Annotated in this window: 13 protein-coding genes, 1 tRNA gene, 2 pseudogenes and 1 riboswitch; of the genes and pseudogenes, 14 read left to right on the plus strand and 2 right to left on the minus strand. The window is 42.0% G+C overall.

What is annotated here, in order from left to right; all coding sequences use genetic code 11:
* The 6 genes from ACTNC0_RS11440 to ACTNC0_RS11465 all read left to right on the plus strand — a co-directional run bounded on the left by ACTNC0_RS11440 (position 1) and on the right by ACTNC0_RS11465 (position 8,062).
* Complete coding sequence (locus ACTNC0_RS11440) at positions 1-2,421, plus strand: xanthine dehydrogenase family protein molybdopterin-binding subunit (RefSeq protein ID WP_441087472.1); 2,421 nt, start codon at positions 1-3, stop codon at positions 2,419-2,421.
* Positions 2,418-3,536 (plus strand): DUF6077 domain-containing protein, encoded by a 1,119-nt coding sequence (locus ACTNC0_RS11445; RefSeq protein WP_441087473.1) that lies wholly within the window; start codon positions 2,418-2,420, stop codon positions 3,534-3,536. Before ACTNC0_RS11440 ends, ACTNC0_RS11445 begins: the two co-directional genes overlap by 4 nt.
* 16 nt (positions 3,537-3,552) lie before the next feature.
* Positions 3,553-4,386: a hypothetical protein gene (locus ACTNC0_RS11450; RefSeq protein WP_441087474.1), complete on the plus strand. Its 834-nt coding sequence runs from the start codon at positions 3,553-3,555 to the stop codon at positions 4,384-4,386.
* Between the two features lie 185 nt (positions 4,387-4,571).
* Positions 4,572-4,738, plus strand: a riboswitch (Lysine riboswitch).
* Between the two features lie 207 nt (positions 4,739-4,945).
* On the plus strand, positions 4,946-6,568 hold the full coding sequence (locus ACTNC0_RS11455) for a Na+/H+ antiporter NhaC family protein (RefSeq protein ID WP_441087475.1): 1,623 nt from the start codon (positions 4,946-4,948) through the stop codon (positions 6,566-6,568).
* Between the two features lie 423 nt (positions 6,569-6,991).
* Positions 6,992-7,063: transfer RNA gene (locus ACTNC0_RS11460), tRNA-Arg, on the plus strand.
* 93 nt (positions 7,064-7,156) lie between these two features.
* The gene (locus ACTNC0_RS11465) at positions 7,157-8,062 is read left to right on the plus strand and encodes an SH3 domain-containing protein (RefSeq protein ID WP_441087476.1); all 906 of its coding nucleotides are present in this window, start codon (positions 7,157-7,159) and stop codon (positions 8,060-8,062) included.
* Positions 8,063-8,146: 84 nt separating this feature from the next.
* Here the strand turns inward: ACTNC0_RS11465 and ACTNC0_RS11470 are convergent, their stop codons facing one another.
* Together ACTNC0_RS11470 and ACTNC0_RS11475 are read right to left on the minus strand one after the other, a co-directional pair.
* A complete protein-coding gene (locus tag ACTNC0_RS11470; protein ID WP_441087477.1) occupies positions 8,147-9,595 on the minus strand; it encodes a polysaccharide deacetylase family protein in 1,449 nt (482 codons plus the stop codon).
* A 60-nt stretch (positions 9,596-9,655) separates the two neighbouring features.
* Positions 9,656-9,721: pseudogene (locus tag ACTNC0_RS11475) on the minus strand (DUF6783 domain-containing protein); the annotation flags it as partial.
* A gap of 194 nt (positions 9,722-9,915) precedes the next feature.
* Here ACTNC0_RS11475 and ACTNC0_RS11480 point away from each other — a divergent pair.
* From ACTNC0_RS11480 to ACTNC0_RS11515, 8 genes and pseudogenes are all read left to right on the plus strand, one after another.
* A pseudogene (locus tag ACTNC0_RS11480) lies at positions 9,916-10,569 on the plus strand (pseudouridine synthase); the annotation flags it as partial.
* 88 nt (positions 10,570-10,657) lie between these two features.
* A complete protein-coding gene (gene ligA / locus ACTNC0_RS11485) occupies positions 10,658-12,616 on the plus strand; it encodes an NAD-dependent DNA ligase LigA (RefSeq protein WP_441087478.1) in 1,959 nt (652 codons plus the stop codon).
* 37 nt (positions 12,617-12,653) lie between these two features.
* A complete protein-coding gene (metA, locus tag ACTNC0_RS11490; protein WP_441087479.1) occupies positions 12,654-13,586 on the plus strand; it encodes a homoserine O-acetyltransferase MetA in 933 nt (310 codons plus the stop codon).
* A gap of 80 nt (positions 13,587-13,666) precedes the next feature.
* On the plus strand, positions 13,667-14,209 hold the full coding sequence (locus ACTNC0_RS11495; RefSeq protein ID WP_441087480.1) for a Uma2 family endonuclease: 543 nt from the start codon (positions 13,667-13,669) through the stop codon (positions 14,207-14,209).
* 347 nt (positions 14,210-14,556) lie between these two features.
* The gene (locus ACTNC0_RS11500; RefSeq protein WP_441087481.1) at positions 14,557-14,775 is read left to right on the plus strand and encodes a hypothetical protein; all 219 of its coding nucleotides are present in this window, start codon (positions 14,557-14,559) and stop codon (positions 14,773-14,775) included.
* 268 nt (positions 14,776-15,043) lie between these two features.
* Entirely contained in the window at positions 15,044-15,631 is a 588-nt protein-coding gene (locus tag ACTNC0_RS11505; RefSeq protein WP_118136080.1) for a zinc dependent phospholipase C family protein, read from the plus strand.
* Positions 15,632-16,228: 597 nt separating this feature from the next.
* Positions 16,229-18,106, plus strand: coding sequence for a C40 family peptidase (locus tag ACTNC0_RS11510; RefSeq protein WP_441087482.1), 1,878 nt, complete (start codon positions 16,229-16,231; stop codon positions 18,104-18,106).
* Between the two features lie 512 nt (positions 18,107-18,618).
* The gene (locus ACTNC0_RS11515) at positions 18,619-20,361 is read left to right on the plus strand and encodes a DUF5057 domain-containing protein (RefSeq protein WP_441087547.1); all 1,743 of its coding nucleotides are present in this window, start codon (positions 18,619-18,621) and stop codon (positions 20,359-20,361) included.
* Positions 20,362-20,728 lie beyond the last annotated feature (367 nt).

The raw sequence follows: 20,728 nt of genomic DNA on the forward strand, positions 1-20,728 counted from the left end.
ATGAAATATGTAAATCAACCTGTACGAAAAACAGATGCGATGTCATTGGTGACAGGAAAGCCTGTCTATACAGATGATCTGGCGCCAAAGGACTGCCTGATCGTCAAAGTTCTAAGAAGCCCTCATGCCAATGCGTGGGTAGAGGACATTAAGACTGGTACGGCAGAGAAAGTAGCAGGCATTGCCTGTGTCCTTACCTATAAAGATGTGCCGAAGAAGCGTTTCACTCTTGCCGGTCAGACTGCTCCGGAAATGAGCCCGGATGACAGATTGATCCTTGACCGCCATGTCCGTTTCGTGGGAGATGCGGTTGCTATCGTAGCCGGTGAGACTGAGGAAGCGGTAGATAAGGCACTAAAGAGAATCCGTGTGGATTATCGTGTGGAAGCCCCTGTTCTTGACATTCACAAAGCGAAAGATAACCCGATTCTTGTCCATCCGGAGGAAGACTGGAAACTGAAAATTCCGCTTGGCGGAGATAATAAGAGAAATTTATGTGCCTCTGCGGTGGAAGAGCATGGAAACGTAGATGAGGTTCTTTCCAAATGTAAATATACAGTTGAGCGTACTTATCATACAAAAGCAAATCAGCAGACAATGATGGAGACTTTCCGTACCGCCTGCTATCTGGACCATTTTGGAAGACTGATCGTGTTGTCTTCTACACAGATTCCGTTCCATGTAAGAAGAATCGTAGGAAGAGCGCTCGACATTCCGGCTTCCAAAGTCCGCGTGATCAAGCCGCGAATTGGAGGAGGCTTTGGTGCGAAACAGACATCTGTCAGCGAGATTTATCCGGCAATCGTTACATGGAAAACCGGCCGTCCATCTAAGATGATTTTTTCCAGATATGAATCCATGATCTGTTCTTCTCCACGTCATGAGATGGAGATTACAGTACGTGCCGGGGCAGATGAGAATGGTATCATTAAGGCAATCGATGTCTATACCTTATCCAATACAGGGGCATATGGCGAACACAGTTCTACAACGGTAGGACTTAGTGGGCATAAATCAATCGGTCTTTACAGACATACAGAAGCATACAAGTTTGCTTTTGATGTTGTATATACAAATATACAGGCAGCAGGAGCTTATCGTGGTTATGGTGCTACCCAGGGTATTTTTGCGGTAGAGTCTGCGGTAAATGAACTTGCACATCAGATGGGAATGGATCCTGTTAAAATCAAGGAACTGAATATGCCGGTAGAAGGTGGCCCTCTTCCAGGTTATCCGGATGTGCCATATGCACAGAGCTGTGCGATGGATCGCTGTATGGCACGTGCCAAAGAGATGATGGACTGGGATGCAAAATACCCACGCCGCGATATGGGTAATGGCAAAGTCCGTGGAGTTGGTGTTGCCATGGCAATGCAGGGATCTTCCATTGCGGGAGTAGACGTCGGCGGAGCAGATATCAAGTTAAATGAAGATGGATCCTATACTCTTGCGCTTGGATGTACTGACATGGGTACAGGCTGTGACACGATTATGGCACAGATTGCAGCAGACTGTCTGAATACTCCGATGGATAATATTGTAGTATTCAGCGTAGATACAGATATTTCCCCATATGATTCAGGATCTTATGCTTCTTCCACTACATATACTACCGGCGTGGCGGTAATGAAAGCCTGCGAGGAGCTTAAGAAGAAAATCTGTAAGCTTGGTGCAGAGATGATGGAAGTTGATGAGAACAAGGTTGATTTTGATGGTTCTTATGTCTTCTATGATTATGACTGTGATGAAGATGGTGATGCTGCCACAGCAGAAGAAAATAGTATGACTTCTACGGCCGCAGATGACAAGGCAGATCTGGCCGAAAAGAAAGTTTCTATAGAAGATATCGCATTGAAGAGCACATTCTTTAACAATGTCGAACTTCAGGTCGTACAGCAGCATTCCTCCCCGATTTCTCCGCCACCATTCATGGTTGGCATGGTAGAAGTGGAAGTCGATACAGAGACAGGAAATGTGGATGTACTTGATTATGTAGCAGCAGTTGACTGTGGTACGCCAATCAATCCAAATCTTGCCCGCGTCCAGACCGAAGGTGGTATTGCGCAGGGAATCGGTATGGCACTCTGGGAAGATGTACAGTACACAGACAAGGGGAAAATCCGCAATAACTCCTTCATGCAGTACAAGATTCCGACCAGACAGGATATTGGAAATATTCGTGTGGCATTCGAGAGCAGTTACGAAAAGACAGGCCCATTTGGTGCTAAATCAATCGGAGAACTGGTTATTGATACCCCGTGTCCGGCAATTGCAGAAGCAATTTACAATGCAACAGGTGTACGTCTGACAGAACTTCCGATGACTCCGGAGAAAATCGCGATGGGAATCCTGAAGAATAAAATGGAAGCAAAAGACCAGATGAAAGAGAATGCCAAAACAGAGGTGAAGGTTGACAGATGAAGGAACTATGCCTTGCGTGTATAGGATTTGTGCTGGAATTTGCAGCTTTTTATGCTGTGGGCAGTCTTCTGACAAGAATACTGAAAATGAAAAAAGACGTTTCTTTGACGTTTATTCTTGGATATCTGACGTATTCTGCTGTATTTGAACTGGTGACAGTGCCTATGACTTTAAAATGGGTTTCTCTTACCACAGCTGCCTGTATATGGGCAGGGCTTATGATTATTACTGTTATAGTGGCGATTATCTGTGCTGTAAAGAAAAAAACAAAAGATAAGTATAGTAAGAATTTGCCAGATGCAGCAGGAATTTCCGGAGATATCACACCGAAAAAAGGCAACAGTATTTCTGATATATGGAAAAGGCATTCGATAATGATTATTATCGCAGGTGCTGTAGTTCTTCTGCAGTGCCTGATTGTAATCTTCTATAAAGATACGACGGTAGATGCGGCATATTATGTGGGAACGGTGAGCACTTCTGTATATACAGATACGCTTGGCAGATATAATCCTTACAATGGAATAATCCTGAAAGTTTTTCAGGCCAGATATGTTTTCTCTGCATATCCGATGAATAATGCAGTCTGGTGCAGGCTTCTGGGAATACACCCGATTGTACAGGCAAAGCTTGTGATGTCATGTATGAATGTGCTAACAGCTAACCTGATTATCTACCAGATTGGTAAGAGACTGTTTGACGGAAACAGAAAAAAAGCAGACCTGATGGTGGTATTTACATGTGTATTGCAGTTGTTTTGTGGAACGATTTATTCTTCTGGTACTTTTTTCTTTACAAGAAGTTATGAGGGAAAGGCAATTCTTGCCAATATCGCCATTCCTGCAGTGCTGATGTGTGCGATATGGTATCTTCAGGAAAAAAACGACAGAAATGTCTGGATTGTATTGTTTATCACAGCTGTCAGTGCATTGACATTTTCCGGTTCAGCGATTATTTTCCCAATCGTAATCGCGGCGGGGATGGCACCTGTAGCAGTTATGAATAAGAAAATTTCGGGCTTGGTATATTGTGCTGTGTGTATGATCCCGTCAATATTGTATGCGGCTGTCTTTTTTGCATGCAGGATTGGTCTGCTGACGCTGGCGGCATCTTAAATAGGAGGAGATAATAATGGCAGGTGTAACGATTCAGGAATATGGACTCCGCTTTGTCAGTGCATGTATGAAGTTATACTGGAGTTCCTGCTGGTATCCTTTTCTGTTTGTAGTGGGTATCATATGCACGTTGATCTGGGGACGTAAAAAGAATTCCAGAATTTTTATAGGATATGTACTTTTCTTATTGCTCACAGTTTATAATCCGCTGGTTGTGAAATATCTGATCGCGAAAGTGAAGTTCGAAAACGAATATTACAGGTTTATCTGGATTTTGCCGGTTATTCCTGCCGTAGCATATTACGGGGTAAAACTGGTAAGTGTTTTCAGAAAAAAATGGCAGCGCGCGCTTGCGGCGATAGTCGTACTTGGTTGCTTTGTGTTACTGGGAAATCCGCTTGATGGTGTGGTGACCAATTTTGCGATGACGGAGAATATATATAAAGTTCCGGATGATCTGAGGGCAGTCTGCGATGTGATTCATCAAAATCAGGAGAATGATTTCCCAAGGGTTGTATTTGACAGCAGCTTAAACAATATTGTGAGACAGTATGATGCCGGTATCGGTCTTGTGGTCAGCCGAAATGCAAGTATTTATCGCGCAGGAAGTACGGTAGCTGGAAGTTTCGATGAAAACAGTGGCTTTTATAAACGGCAGAAGGCGTTGTTGGATGTGATCGATTATCATATTTATGACAGCCCTGATCAATTCAAAAAAGCTCTCAAGAAGACAAAGACCGATTTTGTGGTAACCGCAATCGGGCAGGTAGATCATGAGTTTCTGGTAAATAACGGATGTGAACTGGTCGCGCAGACAGAGACTCATTATGTTTATAAATATAATGGCTAAGGCTTACCGGAAATAGAGTTTGCCGGAAAGGAATCTTATCCGAAGAACCTGTTTGGGTATATTATGCCAAAATTCCTCAAAAATAGCAGTGTACGGGCAATCTTCGTTAATAAAATAACTAATGAAAAAGAAGCAGATACCTATTGCTATTTGTCAGGAAAACTGATACAGTAAGTGAAATGATATGTAATGATAGAGGCGCGGGATTCATTAGTAGTTCGGGAGAGATGGAATGACACCCATCCGGAGAAAGGGAAAACCGCCGAAGGAATCTGACAGGTCAGGGGGCAGATTCCTGGGACGTCGCAGAATATGCGCCGTACTGTCACCTGGGTGAAGCGCTATCGGATGTAACGTATACTGTAATGTATAACAGATACCACGAATGTGTTTCAGAATGCATTTGTGGTATTTTTTATGTAATAGAAAATTCTGTTGGAATCTCCTGTTACATAAAAATATCACAGGAAATTGCTCAGTAATGTTCTTGCGATATAAAAGGCCTTTCGGGCAGGATTGTAACATATCGTACATATCTACAAAAGAGGGAGGTACATTCATGAAAAAAAATGTAAAAAAAATATCAGCTGTTCTGTCAGTGATCATGCTGATGATCCTTGCAAGTCCGTTGACTGTACTTGCAGCAGAGGAAGAAGCGGCAGCATCTGCAAAATTTTATGGTACATTCTGGGCACTGGTTCCGCCGATCGTTGCCATTGCGCTGGCGTTGATCACAAAGGAGGTATACAGTTCGCTGTTTATCGGAATTTTAGTTGGCGCACTGTTTTACTCAGGATTTAGCTTTGAGGGAACAATCCTTCATATCTTTGAAGGCGGAATGATCAGTGTTCTGACAAGCTCCTATAATATGGGTATCCTGATATTCTTGGTTATCCTCGGAACGATGGTTTGCCTGATGAACAGAGCCGGAGGTTCAGCAGCTTTTGGTCGCTGGGCAAGTAAGAGAATCAAGACAAGAGCCGGTGCTGAGATTGCAACAGTTGTTCTCGGCGTATTGATCTTTATCGATGACTATTTTAACTGTCTGACAGTAGGAAGCGTTATGCGTCCTGTAACTGACAAGCACAACGTATCCCGTGCAAAGCTGGCTTATCTGATCGATGCGACAGCAGCTCCTGTATGTATTATCGCTCCGATTTCTTCATGGGCAGCAGCAGTCAGCGGGTTCGTAGAGGGAGAGGATGGAATCTCACTGTTTGTACATGCAATTCCATATAACTTCTATGCCTTGCTTACAATCTTCATGATGATCGCCATGGTCTTTATGAAAGTAGAATTTGGCCCGATGGGTGTTCATGAAACAAATGCGTTAAAAGGTGATATTTATACGACACCTGCACGTCCTTATGCAAACGCTGCCGAGGATGAGAAGAGTAATCCACGTGGCAAGGTGATTGATCTTCTGATTCCTATCATCAGCCTTGTAGTGTGCTGCGTTATTGGTATGATCTATACTGGTGGGTTCTTTAGCGGAACTGATTTTGTAACTGCTTTTTCACAGAGCGATGCTTCTATCGGACTTGTACTTGGAAGTTTCTTTGGACTTGTGATCACAATTGTACTCTATCTGGTACGCCGCGTTATGAATTTCAAAGACTGCATGGCATGTATCCCGGATGGATTTAAAGCAATGGTACCTGCAATCCTGATCCTTACTTTTGCATGGACACTGAAAGCCATGACAGACAGCCTGGGTGCATCTGATTTCGTATATGGAGTTGTTAAGAGCTCCGCGGGCGGACTGATGAATTTCCTGCCGGCTATTATTTTTGTAATTGGTGCTGTGATCGCATTTGCGACAGGTACTTCATGGGGAACTTTTGGTATCCTGATCCCGATCGTGGTTGATGTATTCTCAGGAACAAACCACGAACTGATGATCATCTCTATTTCTGCTTGTATGGCAGGTGCTGTATGTGGTGACCACTGCTCACCGATTTCTGATACAACGATCATGGCTTCTGCAGGTGCACAGTGTGAGCATGTAAACCATGTCAGCACACAGCTTCCGTATGCAATGGTCGCAGCGGTTGTATCTTTCCTGACTTATATTATCGCAGGATTTGTACAGACACCTTGGATTGCACTTCCGGCCGGAATTGTTCTGATGGCGATTACACTGGTGATTATCCGACTGAAATTTGATGATCTGAAGATATAAAGAGATGAGTACTGCTGAAATTAAGTTTTTATGTTAAAACAGGAATTACTTAATATTCACGGTACTGGCATCAGATAGAAATTGACAGAGTAGCGGATTGACTATCCGGAGCAGGAAGTGAATTTCTGCTTTGGATAGCCGAAACTGCTACTCTGCATAGTTTCTGATTATGTTACAGAAATTTTTGCTTCAGAGAATGTGAAAAATGTCAGTAGCAGAGAAACTTTAAAAACATGGTATTTTTGTTATAATATATCGTAAATTTTCAGCTTGATTCGTAAATTATCGTAATAGTAGATAAGTTTGGTACATTTATGCATATTCCAAAAAAAACTTTACTTTTACATAGGGCTGTGATAAAATGATAAATGGAAATTTAGTAACTAAAGAGCAGTGAAGGTTACTGAATTTATTGTCTTACCTGCACCTGTAGCTCAGTGGATAGAGCAGTGGTTTCCGGTACCATGTGCGGGGGTTCGATTCCCTTCAGGTGTGCTGCCTGGGACGTATGTACAGTTCCGGTGCGTTGTATCATATAGGAGTTGCTGAGAAACGAAGTGAACAGTGACTCATAAGGAGGACAAGAACTTGGATGATTTCAGAGAATGGTTGTCAGACAACCTCCGGTATTTTATGCTGGGTGGTGCGATTCTGATAATCGTGGTTGTCCTGTTTTGGGGCATTCGTGCCTGTTCCGGAAGTAATAAGGGGAATTCCGGAGATGGACAGAAGACCACATCCACAGACCAGGGAAATGTTCCTTCTTCTCCGACAAGTGAAGGGGAGTCTGACGAGAAGAAAGAAGACGCCAATCCCATGGAAACAGCAGATGCAGATATCACTGCATTGATTAAGAGCTATTATCAGGCTCTGGGGGAAAAAGATATTGCAACGCTGAAGACTCTTGAAGATGATTTTACACCATCCGATGAGTCAAAAGTCACAAATTTGAAAGATTATATCGAAGGGTATGAAGTGGGCGATGTGTACACGAAGAAAGGTATGACAGATGATTCTTACGTGGTTTACGCCTGTTTCTCTTACATCTGTCAGGGTATCGAGACGAAAGCACCGGCTTTGACTCAGTTCTATGTGTATAAAAACAGTGAAGGTAACTGGGTAATCGATAACGGAGCTTTACAGGATTCTGAAATTTCTACATATATGGAGAATCAGTTGTCAGACAGTGATGTTTCTGACCTTGTAAAGAAAGTACAAAATGAGCTGGATCAGGCACAGCAGTCAGATTCATCTCTCGCAGAATTCTTAAATGGCCTCGGAGAGGAAGCAAGTGTGTCAACAGATGCAGAGGATGGCACAATGCTTACTACTACAGATGAATGTAATGTGCGTGCTGAAGCAAGCACAGATGCTGAGATCCTTGGCGTGATTTCGGCAGGTGAGCAGGTTGAGAAGAAAGGCACTGATGGTGAATGGGTTCAGATTGATTATGATGGTGAGACCGGATACATCAGGGGAGACTTGCTTGAATAACAATTAAATACGGATAATAAAAAATACTGCCACTCATCGGAAAATGATGATAGGCAGTATTTTTTGTGCTGTAATAATGATAAACTAAGAAGCACCATGAAATTCACTGTATGTATTTCCGCCGGATAATTCTGTCTGGTGCAGTGCGGCCAGCTCATGTATCGTCACAAGCTGATATCCATCTTCAATCAGCTGCGGGATCAGAATCTCTGCAGCGTCTACAGAAGTACTGTAAATATCATGCATCAGGATAACAGAACCATCTTTTACATTGTTCATAACTTCTTCTACAGTGGATTCGACATCAAGTGTCTTCCAGTCGAGTGTATCGATTGACCACAGAATCATAGGTGTTCCGATCACAGACTTAACAGTGTCATTGACAGAACCATAAGGTGGTCGGACAACAGATGCTCCCTGGCCCGTCAGGTTGACGAGCTGCTCATCCACTCTGGCAATTTCTGAACTGATCTGATCAACAGATAAAGTTGTCAGCTCAGTATGATCATAGGTATGATTTCCAAGTTCACAGCCCAGCTCCTTCATACGTTTCACCTCATCCGGAAAACTGGCAATCTCAGTGCCGACCATAAAGAAAGTAGCCTTGGCATTATTCTGTTCCAGACAGTCCAGAAGACGGTTAGTAAAGGAACCTGGCCCGTCATCAAATGTAAGAGCGATTGCCTTCTGGGGTGTTGAAGTATCGTTTTCTTTAGAAGTATTGTTTCCTTTAGAAGTATCGGAGTTACTGGAACTGCCAGAGGCATCTGCCTCTTCGCCGGATTTACCGGAACTTTCCGAATTCCTGGAATCAGAATTTTGGGAAGATTTCCTGGATTTCTCAGAAGAATTCTTCGCTGGAACATAATCTTTCAGTGATCCGTCCGCATTCAGTTCATAAGTTTTTTTATCAATTTTAATAGTCCCGGTCTGCAAAATACCATCCATGTCGAAATAATATCGTTTCTTTCCGATATCGGTCCAGCCTGTCTGCATGATTCCGGTGTCATCCATATAGTATTGTTTGCCATCAGTGTCGGTCAGCCAGCCGGTATATGGCTTGGCGTTTACGAGAAACATCCAGTTACTTCCGCTGGAAGCCCAGTGACCTTTTGATGCCTCTTTTGAGATATCAGAACTTAATACAGGACCGCCTGATGAAGTTGCGGAAGAACTCTTTGAAGAGTTTTTCTGTGAGTTTTTGCCGGATTTTTCTTCTGTAGATTCAGATAATGTTTCGGATGCATTGTCAGTTGAATTTTTTGCCGAAGCATTATCTGAACTGTCAGGTGAAAGATCATCGGAACTATCGGAAGAAATATCTGTAAAATTATCATTATTATCAGCCACTGTTCCTTCAGAAGAAAACTCCGAAGAATCCTGATCTTCTGATACAAAAACTCCGGCATCACTGCCTGCGCTGACCTGTGAAGGACCGGCAGAAGAACGGGTAAAAATTCCTCCGAAGATCAGACACAGAACAATGGAAAGCAGGATCAGCCAGCGGTTTGTACGTGGTAAATGGCCTGACATAAAAGCCTCCTTTGCGTAGTTGTAATAAGGCTGTGGTGAAATATCCGGCATTTTACGGAGTCAGATAAATCCAACAACCTTAGAGCGTGTTTGAAAAATCAATCCTGCAATCTGCACACCCCACCTACAGGACCTGCCACTGGCAACTCTTTACGGATGCATGATAACTTTGCGGTATATTTGCGAAAAGCAATTTTCAAACACACTGTACTAGCCCTATCATACAATAAAGAACGACAAAATACAAGGTAAATCCCCTTTGGCAAATTTTGGTTTATTTCCCCGTTGATAAGACGGGAAAAAAATTATATAATAGAAAAATGGACGAAAAAATCAGAATTAACAAATATTTAAGCGAGGCGGGTGTATGCTCCAGACGTGAGGCGGACCGGATGATCGAAGAAGAAAGGATCACTGTGAACGGCCAGAAAGCTGTAAGCGGTCAGAAGGTAAGCACAGAAGATGAAATCTGTATAGACAATGTACCTGTCCATAAAAATGAAAAAAAAGTAATGCTTCTTTTTAATAAACCCAGAGGAATTGTGTGCAGCACAAAACAACAGCGCCAGGAAACAACAGTGACAGATTACCTGGATTATCCTTTACGGATCTACCCTGTAGGCAGACTGGACAAGGAGTCACAGGGTCTGCTGCTTTTGACAAATGAGGGCGATTTGGTAAATAAGATCATGCGTGCAGGTAACTATCACGAAAAAGAATACTTTGTTACAGTAAACAAGCCTTTAGATAAAGAATTTATCCGCAGAATGAGCAGGGGAGTTCCGATTCTGGATACGGTGACAAGACCGTGTAAGGTAGTACAGACGGGAGAATGCAGCTTCCGGATCATCCTGACTCAGGGACTGAACCGGCAGATCCGCAGAATGTGTCAGTATCTGGGATACGAAGTACAGAAGTTAAAGAGAATCAGAATTATGAATCTGACTCTGGATGGAATCAAAGAAGGCGAATACAGAGAAATCACTGCCCGGGAATGGGAAGAACTGAACCGTTTGCTGGTATCTTCTTCCAGCGAAACAGTGATCGAAACAGGAGGACACAATGGAAACAGCAGCAATCACGCGAATGAAAGAGCTGGTGCAGAAACTGGACACAGCAGCAAAGGCGTATTACCAGCAGGATATAGAACTCATAAGCAACAGAGAGTACGATCAGATGTACGACGAGCTACAGGCGCTGGAAAAGGAAACCGGAACCATTCTGGCAAACAGTCCAACCATCAGCGTAGGGTACGAAGCCGTTGACCAGCTTCCGAAAGAAGAGCATGAGTCACCGATGTTGTCTCTGGATAAGACGAAAGACAGAGAGGTCCTGCGGGACTTCATGGGAGAACACAAAACGCTTCTGTCATGGAAACTGGACGGACTGACGATCGTTCTTACTTATGAAAATGGTGAACTTGCAAAAGCAGTCACTCGTGGAAATGGTGTAGTAGGTGAGGTTGTCACAAATAATGCCAGAGTATTTAAGAATGTTCCGCTCAAGATTCCTTATCAGGGAAGACTTGTACTTCGTGGGGAAGCAATCATCACATATTCCGACTTTGAACGGATCAATGAGTCGATAGAGGATGTGGATGCCAAATATAAAAACCCCAGAAACTTATGCAGCGGATCCGTACGTCAGCTCAACAATGAGATCACAGCTCACAGAAATGTACGCTTCTATGCGTTCGCGCTTGTAAGCACAGAGAACGTAGATTTCCGGAACTCAAGAGCAAGACAGTTTGAGTGGCTGAAAGAACAGGGATTTGATGTGGTTGAATACCGGGTAGTGACTGGTGCTACATTGGATGAAGCGATGGAATATTTTTCGACAGCGATTACAGAGAATGATTTCCCGTCAGACGGCCTGGTGGCACTTTATGATGACATTGCATACGGAGATTCCCTGGGAAGAACCGCGAAGTTTCCGAGAAATGCATTTGCTTTTAAATGGGCAGATGAGATCAAAGAAACGCACCTTTTGGAAATTGAGTGGAGCCCGTCAAGAACCGGTCTGATCAATCCGGTGGCGGTTTTTGAACCGGTTGAACTGGAGGGGACAACTGTCAGCCGTGCCAGTGTGCATAATGTCAGCATTGTAAAAGAACTGGAACTCGGTATCGGAGATATAATCACGGTGTACAAGGCGAATATGATCATTCCACAGATTGCAGAGAATCTTACCCGCAGCAGTAAATTGGAGATACCGGAAACCTGTCCGGCCTGTGGACATGCCACAGAGATTCAGAAGGTGAATGATGTAGAAGCACTTTATTGCACAAACCCGGATTGCGCAGCCAAGAAGATTAAATCCTTTGCCCTTTTTGCAAGCAGAGATGCCATGAATATAGATGGATTGTCTGAAGCGACACTGGAGAAATTTATTGCCAGAGGATTTATCCATGATTTCGGAGATATTTTTGAGATTGCGAAACACAGAGATGAGATCGTAGAGATGGATGGATTCGGGGAGAAATCCTTTGAGAACCTGATTGCCAGCCTGGATAAGGCAAAAGAGACGACTCTGGCAAAAGTAATCTACAGTCTGGGAATTGCAAATATCGGACTTGCAAATGCAAAAGTAATCTGCCGCCATTTTGATGATGACCTGGAGAAAATCCGCCATGCGGATGAAGAAGAGGTCAGCTCCATTGACACTATTGGGCCGGTGATTGCCAGGAGCCTGACAGATTATTTTGCAAAAGAAGAGAATAATAAGAAACTGGATCATCTGATGAGCTACCTGATCATCAAGAAAGAAGAAAAGACCGGCGAGCAGATTTTCTGGAACATGAATTTCGTTATCACCGGAAGCGTAGAACATTTTGCAAACAGAGCGCAGGCGAAGGAATTTATTGAATCACTGGGAGGCAAGGTTACAGGCTCTGTGACATCTAAGACGAATTACCTGATCAATAATGATACGGCTTCTAATTCTTCCAAGAATAAGAAAGCTAAGGAGTTGGGAATTCCGATTCTTTCGGAGGAAGACTTCCTTAAGATGGCACAGCAGTGAGTGTAAATAAAAAATAAGACAACAGGAGAAAAGAAAAATGCCAATTAAAATACAGGGTGATCTGCCCGTAAAAGAAATTCTGGAAAAAGAAAATATTTTCGTAATGGATGAATCCCGTGCGTCCCATCAGGATATCCGCCCGATTCAGATCCTTATTCTGAATCTGATGCCTCTGAAAGAGGAGACAGAGCTTCAGCTTCTTCGTTCTCTTTCCAATACACCGCTTCAGGTGGATGTAACATTTATGGCGGTACAGAGCCATGAATCCAAGAATACTTCCATGAGTCACCTGAATAAATTTTATCAGACATTTCCGGAGTTAAAGGATAATAAGTATGATGGAATGATCATCACAGGCGCGCCGGTAGAGCAGATGGAGTTTGAAGAAGTGGACTACTGGAACGAACTGGTAGAGATTATGGATTGGACGAATGATCATGTGACATCTACGATTTATCTGTGCTGGGCTGCCCAGGCTGGACTTTATCATCACTATGGCCTGAAGAAACGTAAACTGGATAAAAAAATGTTCGGCCTTTTCTGGCATAAAGTGCTGAATCGTAAGATCCCGCTGGTACGAGGCTTTGACGATATGTTCCTTGCACCACATTCCAGACACACCGAAGTGCCAATCGAAGATATCCATAACTGTAAAGAACTGACAGTACTTGCAGAATCAGAAGAAGCAGGACTTTTCCTCGCAATGGCAGACGGTGGCCGCAAGATTTTCGTAATGGGACATCCGGAATATGACCGCGTGACACTTGACGGAGAATACAAGCGAGATGTCAGCAAAAACCTTCCGATAGAGATACCTGAGAACTACTACAAAGACAATAACCCGGAGAACAGACCACTTCTTATGTGGAGAGCTCATGCAAACAACCTCTATACAAACTGGCTGAATTATTATGTTTATCAGTCAACTCCATTTGACCTGTATGGAACACCGGATTTCAGTGAGATCTAAAGGTATCAAAAAACAGGTTGCTGAACAGACATAATCTATATTATAATGTACAATAACCAAACTCACTTGGAGGTGATAATATGCCATTATTGAAGGAAGAAACATATACTATAGATGATATATATGCTTTATCAGATGGAGAAAGAGCAGAACTGATTGACGGTCATATGTATATGATGGCACCGCCAAGCCGAAAACATCAGAAAATATCAATGGATCTTTCCAGTATCATTCGTGAATATATTCGTTCACATAAAGGAAAGTGTGAGGTATATGCAGCGCCGTTTGCTGTATATCTGGATGAAAGAAGTAATACCTATGTAGAACCAGATATTTCTGTTATCTGTGATCCGGATAAGCTTGATGATAGAGGATGTAAGGGTGCGCCTGACTGGATTATTGAGATTGTGTCACCTGCAAGTAAACAGATGGATTATTATACAAAATTATTCAAATACAGGAATACAGGAGTGCGTGAATATTGGATTGTTGATCCATCGAAGAACCTGATTGTCGTGTATAATTTTGAATTAGGTGAGATGGAACAATACACCTTACAGGATTCTGTCAAAGTGGGAATCTATGATGATTTTGTAATTGATTTCGGAAGTATGGATATTTGACACACGTAAATAGAACACACGGGGAGGTGATTAGAAATGCCATTGCTTAAAGAAGAGTACACGAAAGAAGAAAAATATTATAATGCTGATACAGTGGTGACACTGAAAGCCTCCTGGAGTTAATCTGGGAGGCTTTTTATAATGTAGTTGATTGCAAAATTCAACAGACAACATATAAGGCAAAATGCTAAACGTAAAAGAACTGAACGAAAATTTTTACCGGTTGTACAGGACACTTAATTATATGATAATGTAGCCAAACTTCATGAAGTATGTTATGATATCTGGCAGATCTCGAAAAGTAAAAAACGGGGTAATCTAAGAATAGAAAGGATATACCAGATACAATGAATATCGGAAATATGATGAAGTTTACAGGTGCGTGGAACACCTTCAAAAGAAACCATCCGAAATTCCCTGCATTCTGTCAGGCGGTTTCACGCAAGGGAATCAGAGAGGGAAGCATTATTGAGATTGCATTTATCACTCCTGAAGGAGAGAAAATCGAGACAAATCTCAAGGTGAAAGACAGCGATCTGGAATTATTAAGACAATTATCAGAATAAGCAATAAGCGGTAACGCAATAATCGGCTGGATCAGATTTTACAAAATTTTTATTTGAATATTATGTATAAACCTGTTATAGTATACTATGTTGGTTATAGTTTAGTTATTGTTCACTCAATCGGTAACAAAATGCTTCAAAACATACATTTTTATATTCGGATATCCAGATGACCAGCACTTATCCGGATATCTTATGAAACAGTAAATTGAAACAGCTGCTGCAGATTCGGACAATAGTTTCTCACAAGAAAGAAAGAGGAAGAAAATTGCGTAAAAAATCACATATTTTATTAGCAAGGTATCTTGCGGATCAGATGCAGACCACAGCAAGCCTGCAGTCTCACAGAAAGGCTTTCTGCCTGGGCAGCATTCTGCCGGATATCAAGCCGTCTTTCATTACTAAGAGACATGAGTTCTACGGAACATTTGAGGATGTCAAGAGAAGAATGAGAGAACTGGCAGATGTCAGACTGGATGAGAGCAACCAGAGAGTTTACTGGCGTCGGTTCGGCGAAGTGATCCACTATATGGCGGATTATTTTACTTTTCCTCATAATAAGACATATACGGGCACATTTGCTCAGCATAACCATTATGAGAAAGTGCTCAAGAACAGACTGAAAGCCTGTATACAGCAGGGAGAAGCGCATAAATATCTGGAACCTGCGATACGTTTTGCAGATTTTTCCACACTGGTCGATTATATTGAGGCAAATCATGAGAGATATCTTAATAAACTTCGTTGCGTGGAAGAAGATATTCGCTTCATTCTGAACATGTGTTTTCAGGTAATCCAGGGGCTGGTACAGATCTGCATCGGACAGAGTTTTGCAAAGACTGCACAGGCAGCCTGAAGCGAAAAAATACATGCTGATAAAATAAGGAGAGGCTGTGCGGGAGAAATTTCTGCACAGCTTTTTTACACACAGTCTCTTTGTGCGCGACCAATATTCGCAATCCGCTTCGCTGTATGGCTCTATACCAAATAACCGCTCCGCGGTTTATTTGAGAGAAGATGAATTCGCAATCCGCTTCGCTACTTGCTCATAACCAAATAACTGCTCCGCAGTTTATTTGAGAGAAGATGAATTCGCAATCCGCTTCGCTACTTGCTCATAACCAAATAACTGCTCCGCAGTTTATCAGAAAGAGCGTTGCTCTTTCTGATGCAGGTAAGTACAGCAAATAAAGTTTGCTGTACTTACCTGATTTGGTTAAAATGTGACGAAAAAATGAATTTTGGTTAAATGAGGAAATTGACCGGCCACAGCGGTTGATTTCGCAAAATGATTATGCTAGAATAAAACAGGTTAATGTTTTAGTAAAAAATATAAATAAACTTACAAACAGCATAATTAATGCTGTTGAGTGATAGGAAAGAATAAACAGTATGCCCTTACTGACAGGGGGATAAGGACATGCTTAGAGTAAGAAGGGAGCAATTTAGATATATGAAAAACAAGTATCTTACCAAGTTCTTATGTCTGACATTGATGTCAGGTATGGTATTATCCGGTCCTGCGTCCATACTTGCAGCGGAGGAAGTACCTGCATATACATCAGAAGACGGCAGTTCAGATTTCAGCGACTCCAGCGACTTTGGTTCAGAACCTGAAGTTCCTACACCGACACCGGCAGACCCGACACCAGCACCGGCAGACCCAACTCCGGATCCTGTAGATCCTACACCAGATCCGATAGATCCGACACCATCTCCTGTAGACCCGACTCCGTCACCGGTAGATCCTACACCGACACCGGTGGATCCGACGCCTACACCGGTAAATCCTACACCGACACCGGCAGATCAGATTACAGCGGCAGCACAGGATGTGATCAAAAGAATTACTGAACTGAATGAGCAGGAAGTAACTCTGGAGAAGAAATCTATTGTTCAGAGTATCCGTACAGCTTACAATGCCCTTTCTGATAAAGAGAAAGCACAGGTTTCCAATTATAATCTTCTGGTTCAGGCAGAGGCTAAGATTGCCCAGTTAGAAGAACAGCAGAAGAATAACACAAACAGCAACACAAACAATTCATTTTCAGATAATACCACCAGCACAGCGCAGACTGGAACTCCGGTATACTATGCATCTAATATCCATGCCGGTAAGGATTTCTATCTGGACAGCTTAAAGAGCAATTACAATCTGACTTTCTCAGATGATTTTGCCACTGTTATGGACGAAATCGAGAAAGAATATAAAGAGAAGAATAAAGTTTCAGATGCCAGCGACACTGACGGCAGCAAGACCACCACATCCGCAGACAGTCTTCTGGTAAGAAACTGGCAGGATATCCTTGCAGTATATGTATACCAGCAGAGCAAAGACGGCAAGACAGAATTTACACTTGATTCCTCTTGTAAGGAAGATCTGGCGAAGATTTTCGCAGAGATGAATCCGATCGTAAGAGACAAGCAGAATATTACTCACGTTACATACGGTAACCGTAAGATCAACTACTATATCAAGAAGAATAAAATTGCCAAGAAAGACCGTACAATTCTTAAGAAATATGTAGAAACAGACTGCAAGCTTCTGTGCGCGGTTGTAACAGCGGCAAATGGCTTCATCCGTGAGAGCGTTGGTGATGATGTTTCTGAGGAGAGAGTAAATGTTATCTCCGCAGCTTATTCACTGGTTGGTAAGGTTGGATATTTCTGGGGTGGTAAATCCACAGTAATCGGAGAAGATCCAAGCTGGGGAACATCTGAGACAGTATCCGCTGAAGGAAGCAAGAGTACCGGTACAATTCGTGCATATGGTCTGGACTGCAGCGGTTTTGTTACCTGGGCAGTAATCAACGGATATCAGGACAAAGCTATGCAGGAAGCCGTAGGAGACGGAACTTCAGACCAGTGGGAGAAAGCAAACGTAGTAAGCGAAGCTGATGCACAGCCTGGAGATCTCGTATTCCAGAAAGGACCAGAAGCAGGAAGCGATAACCATGTAGGTATTCTCTGCGGTAAGACAGACGCAGGTGACTGGATCGCAGTACATTGTTCTTCCGGAAAGAATGGTGTAACGGTAGGTGAGGCATATAGTGCAAGCTTCAGATATATCCGTCAGCCATCCTTCTATCCGACTTCTGAGCAGGTACAGGAGATGCAGAGCAGCAGCACAGCAATCAGTTCCGGCACAGATATCTTCAGTTCAAATGTAACTGTAAGCAATACCCTGCAGGATGCAATGAAGAACAGCGGTTCTGCAAACTCTTCCGCAACAGGATTGACAGCACCGGATTCTTCTAAGCAGACAACTTCTATCATTTCCGATAAGATTGATCTGTCTACAGAGGATGTTGCAGTATTTAAGGCGAAATAAGTCAATCGGATAAAATCATCCGCTTTCACTACGTGGCTCTACACCGAATAACTGCTCGGAAATTAAATAGCATAAGAAAGGCAAAAGCGCCTGACAGAACTTACTGCCCAGGGCTTTTGCCTTTTTGCGTTTTCTATATATTTCCGGAATAAACCATCAGCATTAGAACTGAAACGTTAAAGCTAAACTTGAGCTTTTTGCCTGATAATCTGCGGGATATGTCTGAAAAATATGAAAAATATGTGCAAATAGGGAAACAAAAATTGACAAACTATACAAGATATGTTAAGTTTGAATCAATAGAAAATGTTACTGAGAACGAAGTGAACAGTAGCATAAAAATCTGAAGATAAGAGAATAGTAATGTCTATAATATGATTCCGGTTTTCTGCTGTATTTGATATATATTAGATACAGCATTTAGCATACCTGAAAATATCAGTGATCGGTATGCGGGCAGCTTAGCCGTATCAGAAACAGGGCATTGCTAAATTCGGAAAAATTTCAAAGCTATTAACTGGAAATTACAGCTGGTAAGTAATTCCAATTCCAGCGTTAGAACTTCAGTAACCGGATATTCCAAGCGTAACAAGCAAGATGGAAAACAGATAGTTAACGTCTTACAGATTATACCATCTGTACCATCCGGAGGTGAGAAAACGCTTGCTACCTGGAATTTGGAGAATGACTGGAAGAATCATAGCAGCTGGTTTTATAAAGAAATGTCTGCTGTGAAAGATTTTACGTTGAATATTCAAACAAAAACAGTTACAGAGTATGTAGATAATCAGAAGCAGTTAAAAAATGGTACCATAGATAAAAAACAATCTCTGCTAGATGGAAAGGATATGCTGATTCTGGGATTTGGAGATGTATATGAAAATATAGATAATACAGACGGTGCGGTAGATAATATAAAAAGATTTATACAGAATGGCAAGAGTGTTATTTTCACTCATGATACTACATCGAATATCAATTGGAATTATAAGGAATTTAATAATGAGCCGATAACAGAAGATGGAAAACAAATTAAAGACAGCTGGTTATGGAAGAACTCTATTAACCGAAAGGACTGGGGATATTCTCTTAATTCTCTGTTTCGTAGTATAGCAGGACTTGACCGTTATGGAATTACAAATGATGAGGCATATTCAATTAAAGGGGGAAATACCAATATCTCAAGCCTTCTGAAAGCCGGAAATATGTTGTCTGCAAATGCATCAGATGTGGATTTTGATTATATGGAACAGATGGTTGGTGATGTAGCTTATGTTACGAATTCTAATCGTTCTCAGAGTTATATGCAGACGCAGGGATATACCAATAAAGAAATTACCAAAATGAAAGCCGGGAATGAAGTAAATAGTATCACAAAAGTAAATGATGGAATTATTACAGAATATCCTTATAAATTAAAAGATGGGGTCAGTCAGACATATACCGTTGCGAACACTCATGGACAGTATTATCAGCTGGCACTGGAAAAAGATCTTGATATTAATGGAGTCAGTGATGGAAAGAACGATATTGTAGTCTGGTATTGCCTGAGTGGAAATTATTATCAGAATTCGCCTAATGATGTAAGAAATAACTATTATTTTTATAGTCGTGGTAATGTTATCTATACAGGTGTTGGACACAGAAAGGTTACCGGAAAAGATGAAGTAGATCTTTTTGTTAATGCAATTGTAGCTGCTGCAAACATCACCGCGGTTAGTCCTTATGTAGATTTCGTAAAAACCCTGAATCCTGCTGCGCAGGTGGAAAAAACCCGGTATTATGCGACGGATCAGACAAGCTGGACTCAAACGGATGCCAATACTCTGGAGAAAGATATGGATTTTTATATTAGTATAAAGGATTATAATATGATCAGTTCCAGTCTCAGTCAGGAGGATCAGGATAAAGAGGACATGACTGTTGAATTTTATATCGGTGGCAACAGTATAGAGGGCAGCGTACCTATTAATTCCGTAATTGGAAAAATGATTCCGTATAATAAGAATGCGGATGTAGTTACTCTGGATACTTCAGACGGATTATTCCATCTGAAAGACAGAGATAATGATGCGTATAAGATCAGTATATCAGATATTGAACAGTATCTGTGGGAATCAGGTGGAAATTATAAGAATAACTGTAATCTTTATGTTAAAGTTACAAGTAAGGCAGCTCTTTATGGTGAATTAAAAGAAAATTCATCAGTGACATCAGTTTCATTAAAACAGCGTCAGCTTTTTGAGCTAGATTAATATAAAGAGATATATTGGATTGGAACTGGGACTCTCGTTCTCTTACTTTCCTGGATGCAGGGGTAGTCGCAGAAGCATTCCTTCATCATGAGGAACGTCTGGTGGACAGGACCGGTTGGGGTCGCACCCCCTGTCGGGAAAATAAAGAAACGAAATTTGTTTTAAAAGTTTTCTAAAGAAAGTATAAAAATCTAACTGAGTCACAGACTGGAACGTTTTTTCTGGTTATAATACACCCATTATTTTTGGGTTGACTTTTTGGCACATTGCGCATATACTCTCATCTTTGACACTTAAGTAGATTAAAATACCTCGCAAACCCAGTGTTTATGCTGGTTGCGAGGTGTTTTGCTCTCGTTTTGAAATA

It is taken from the genome of Blautia sp. HCP3S3_B11 (assembly GCF_052064435.1).
Lineage (GTDB): Bacteria > Bacillota > Clostridia > Lachnospirales > Lachnospiraceae > Blautia_A.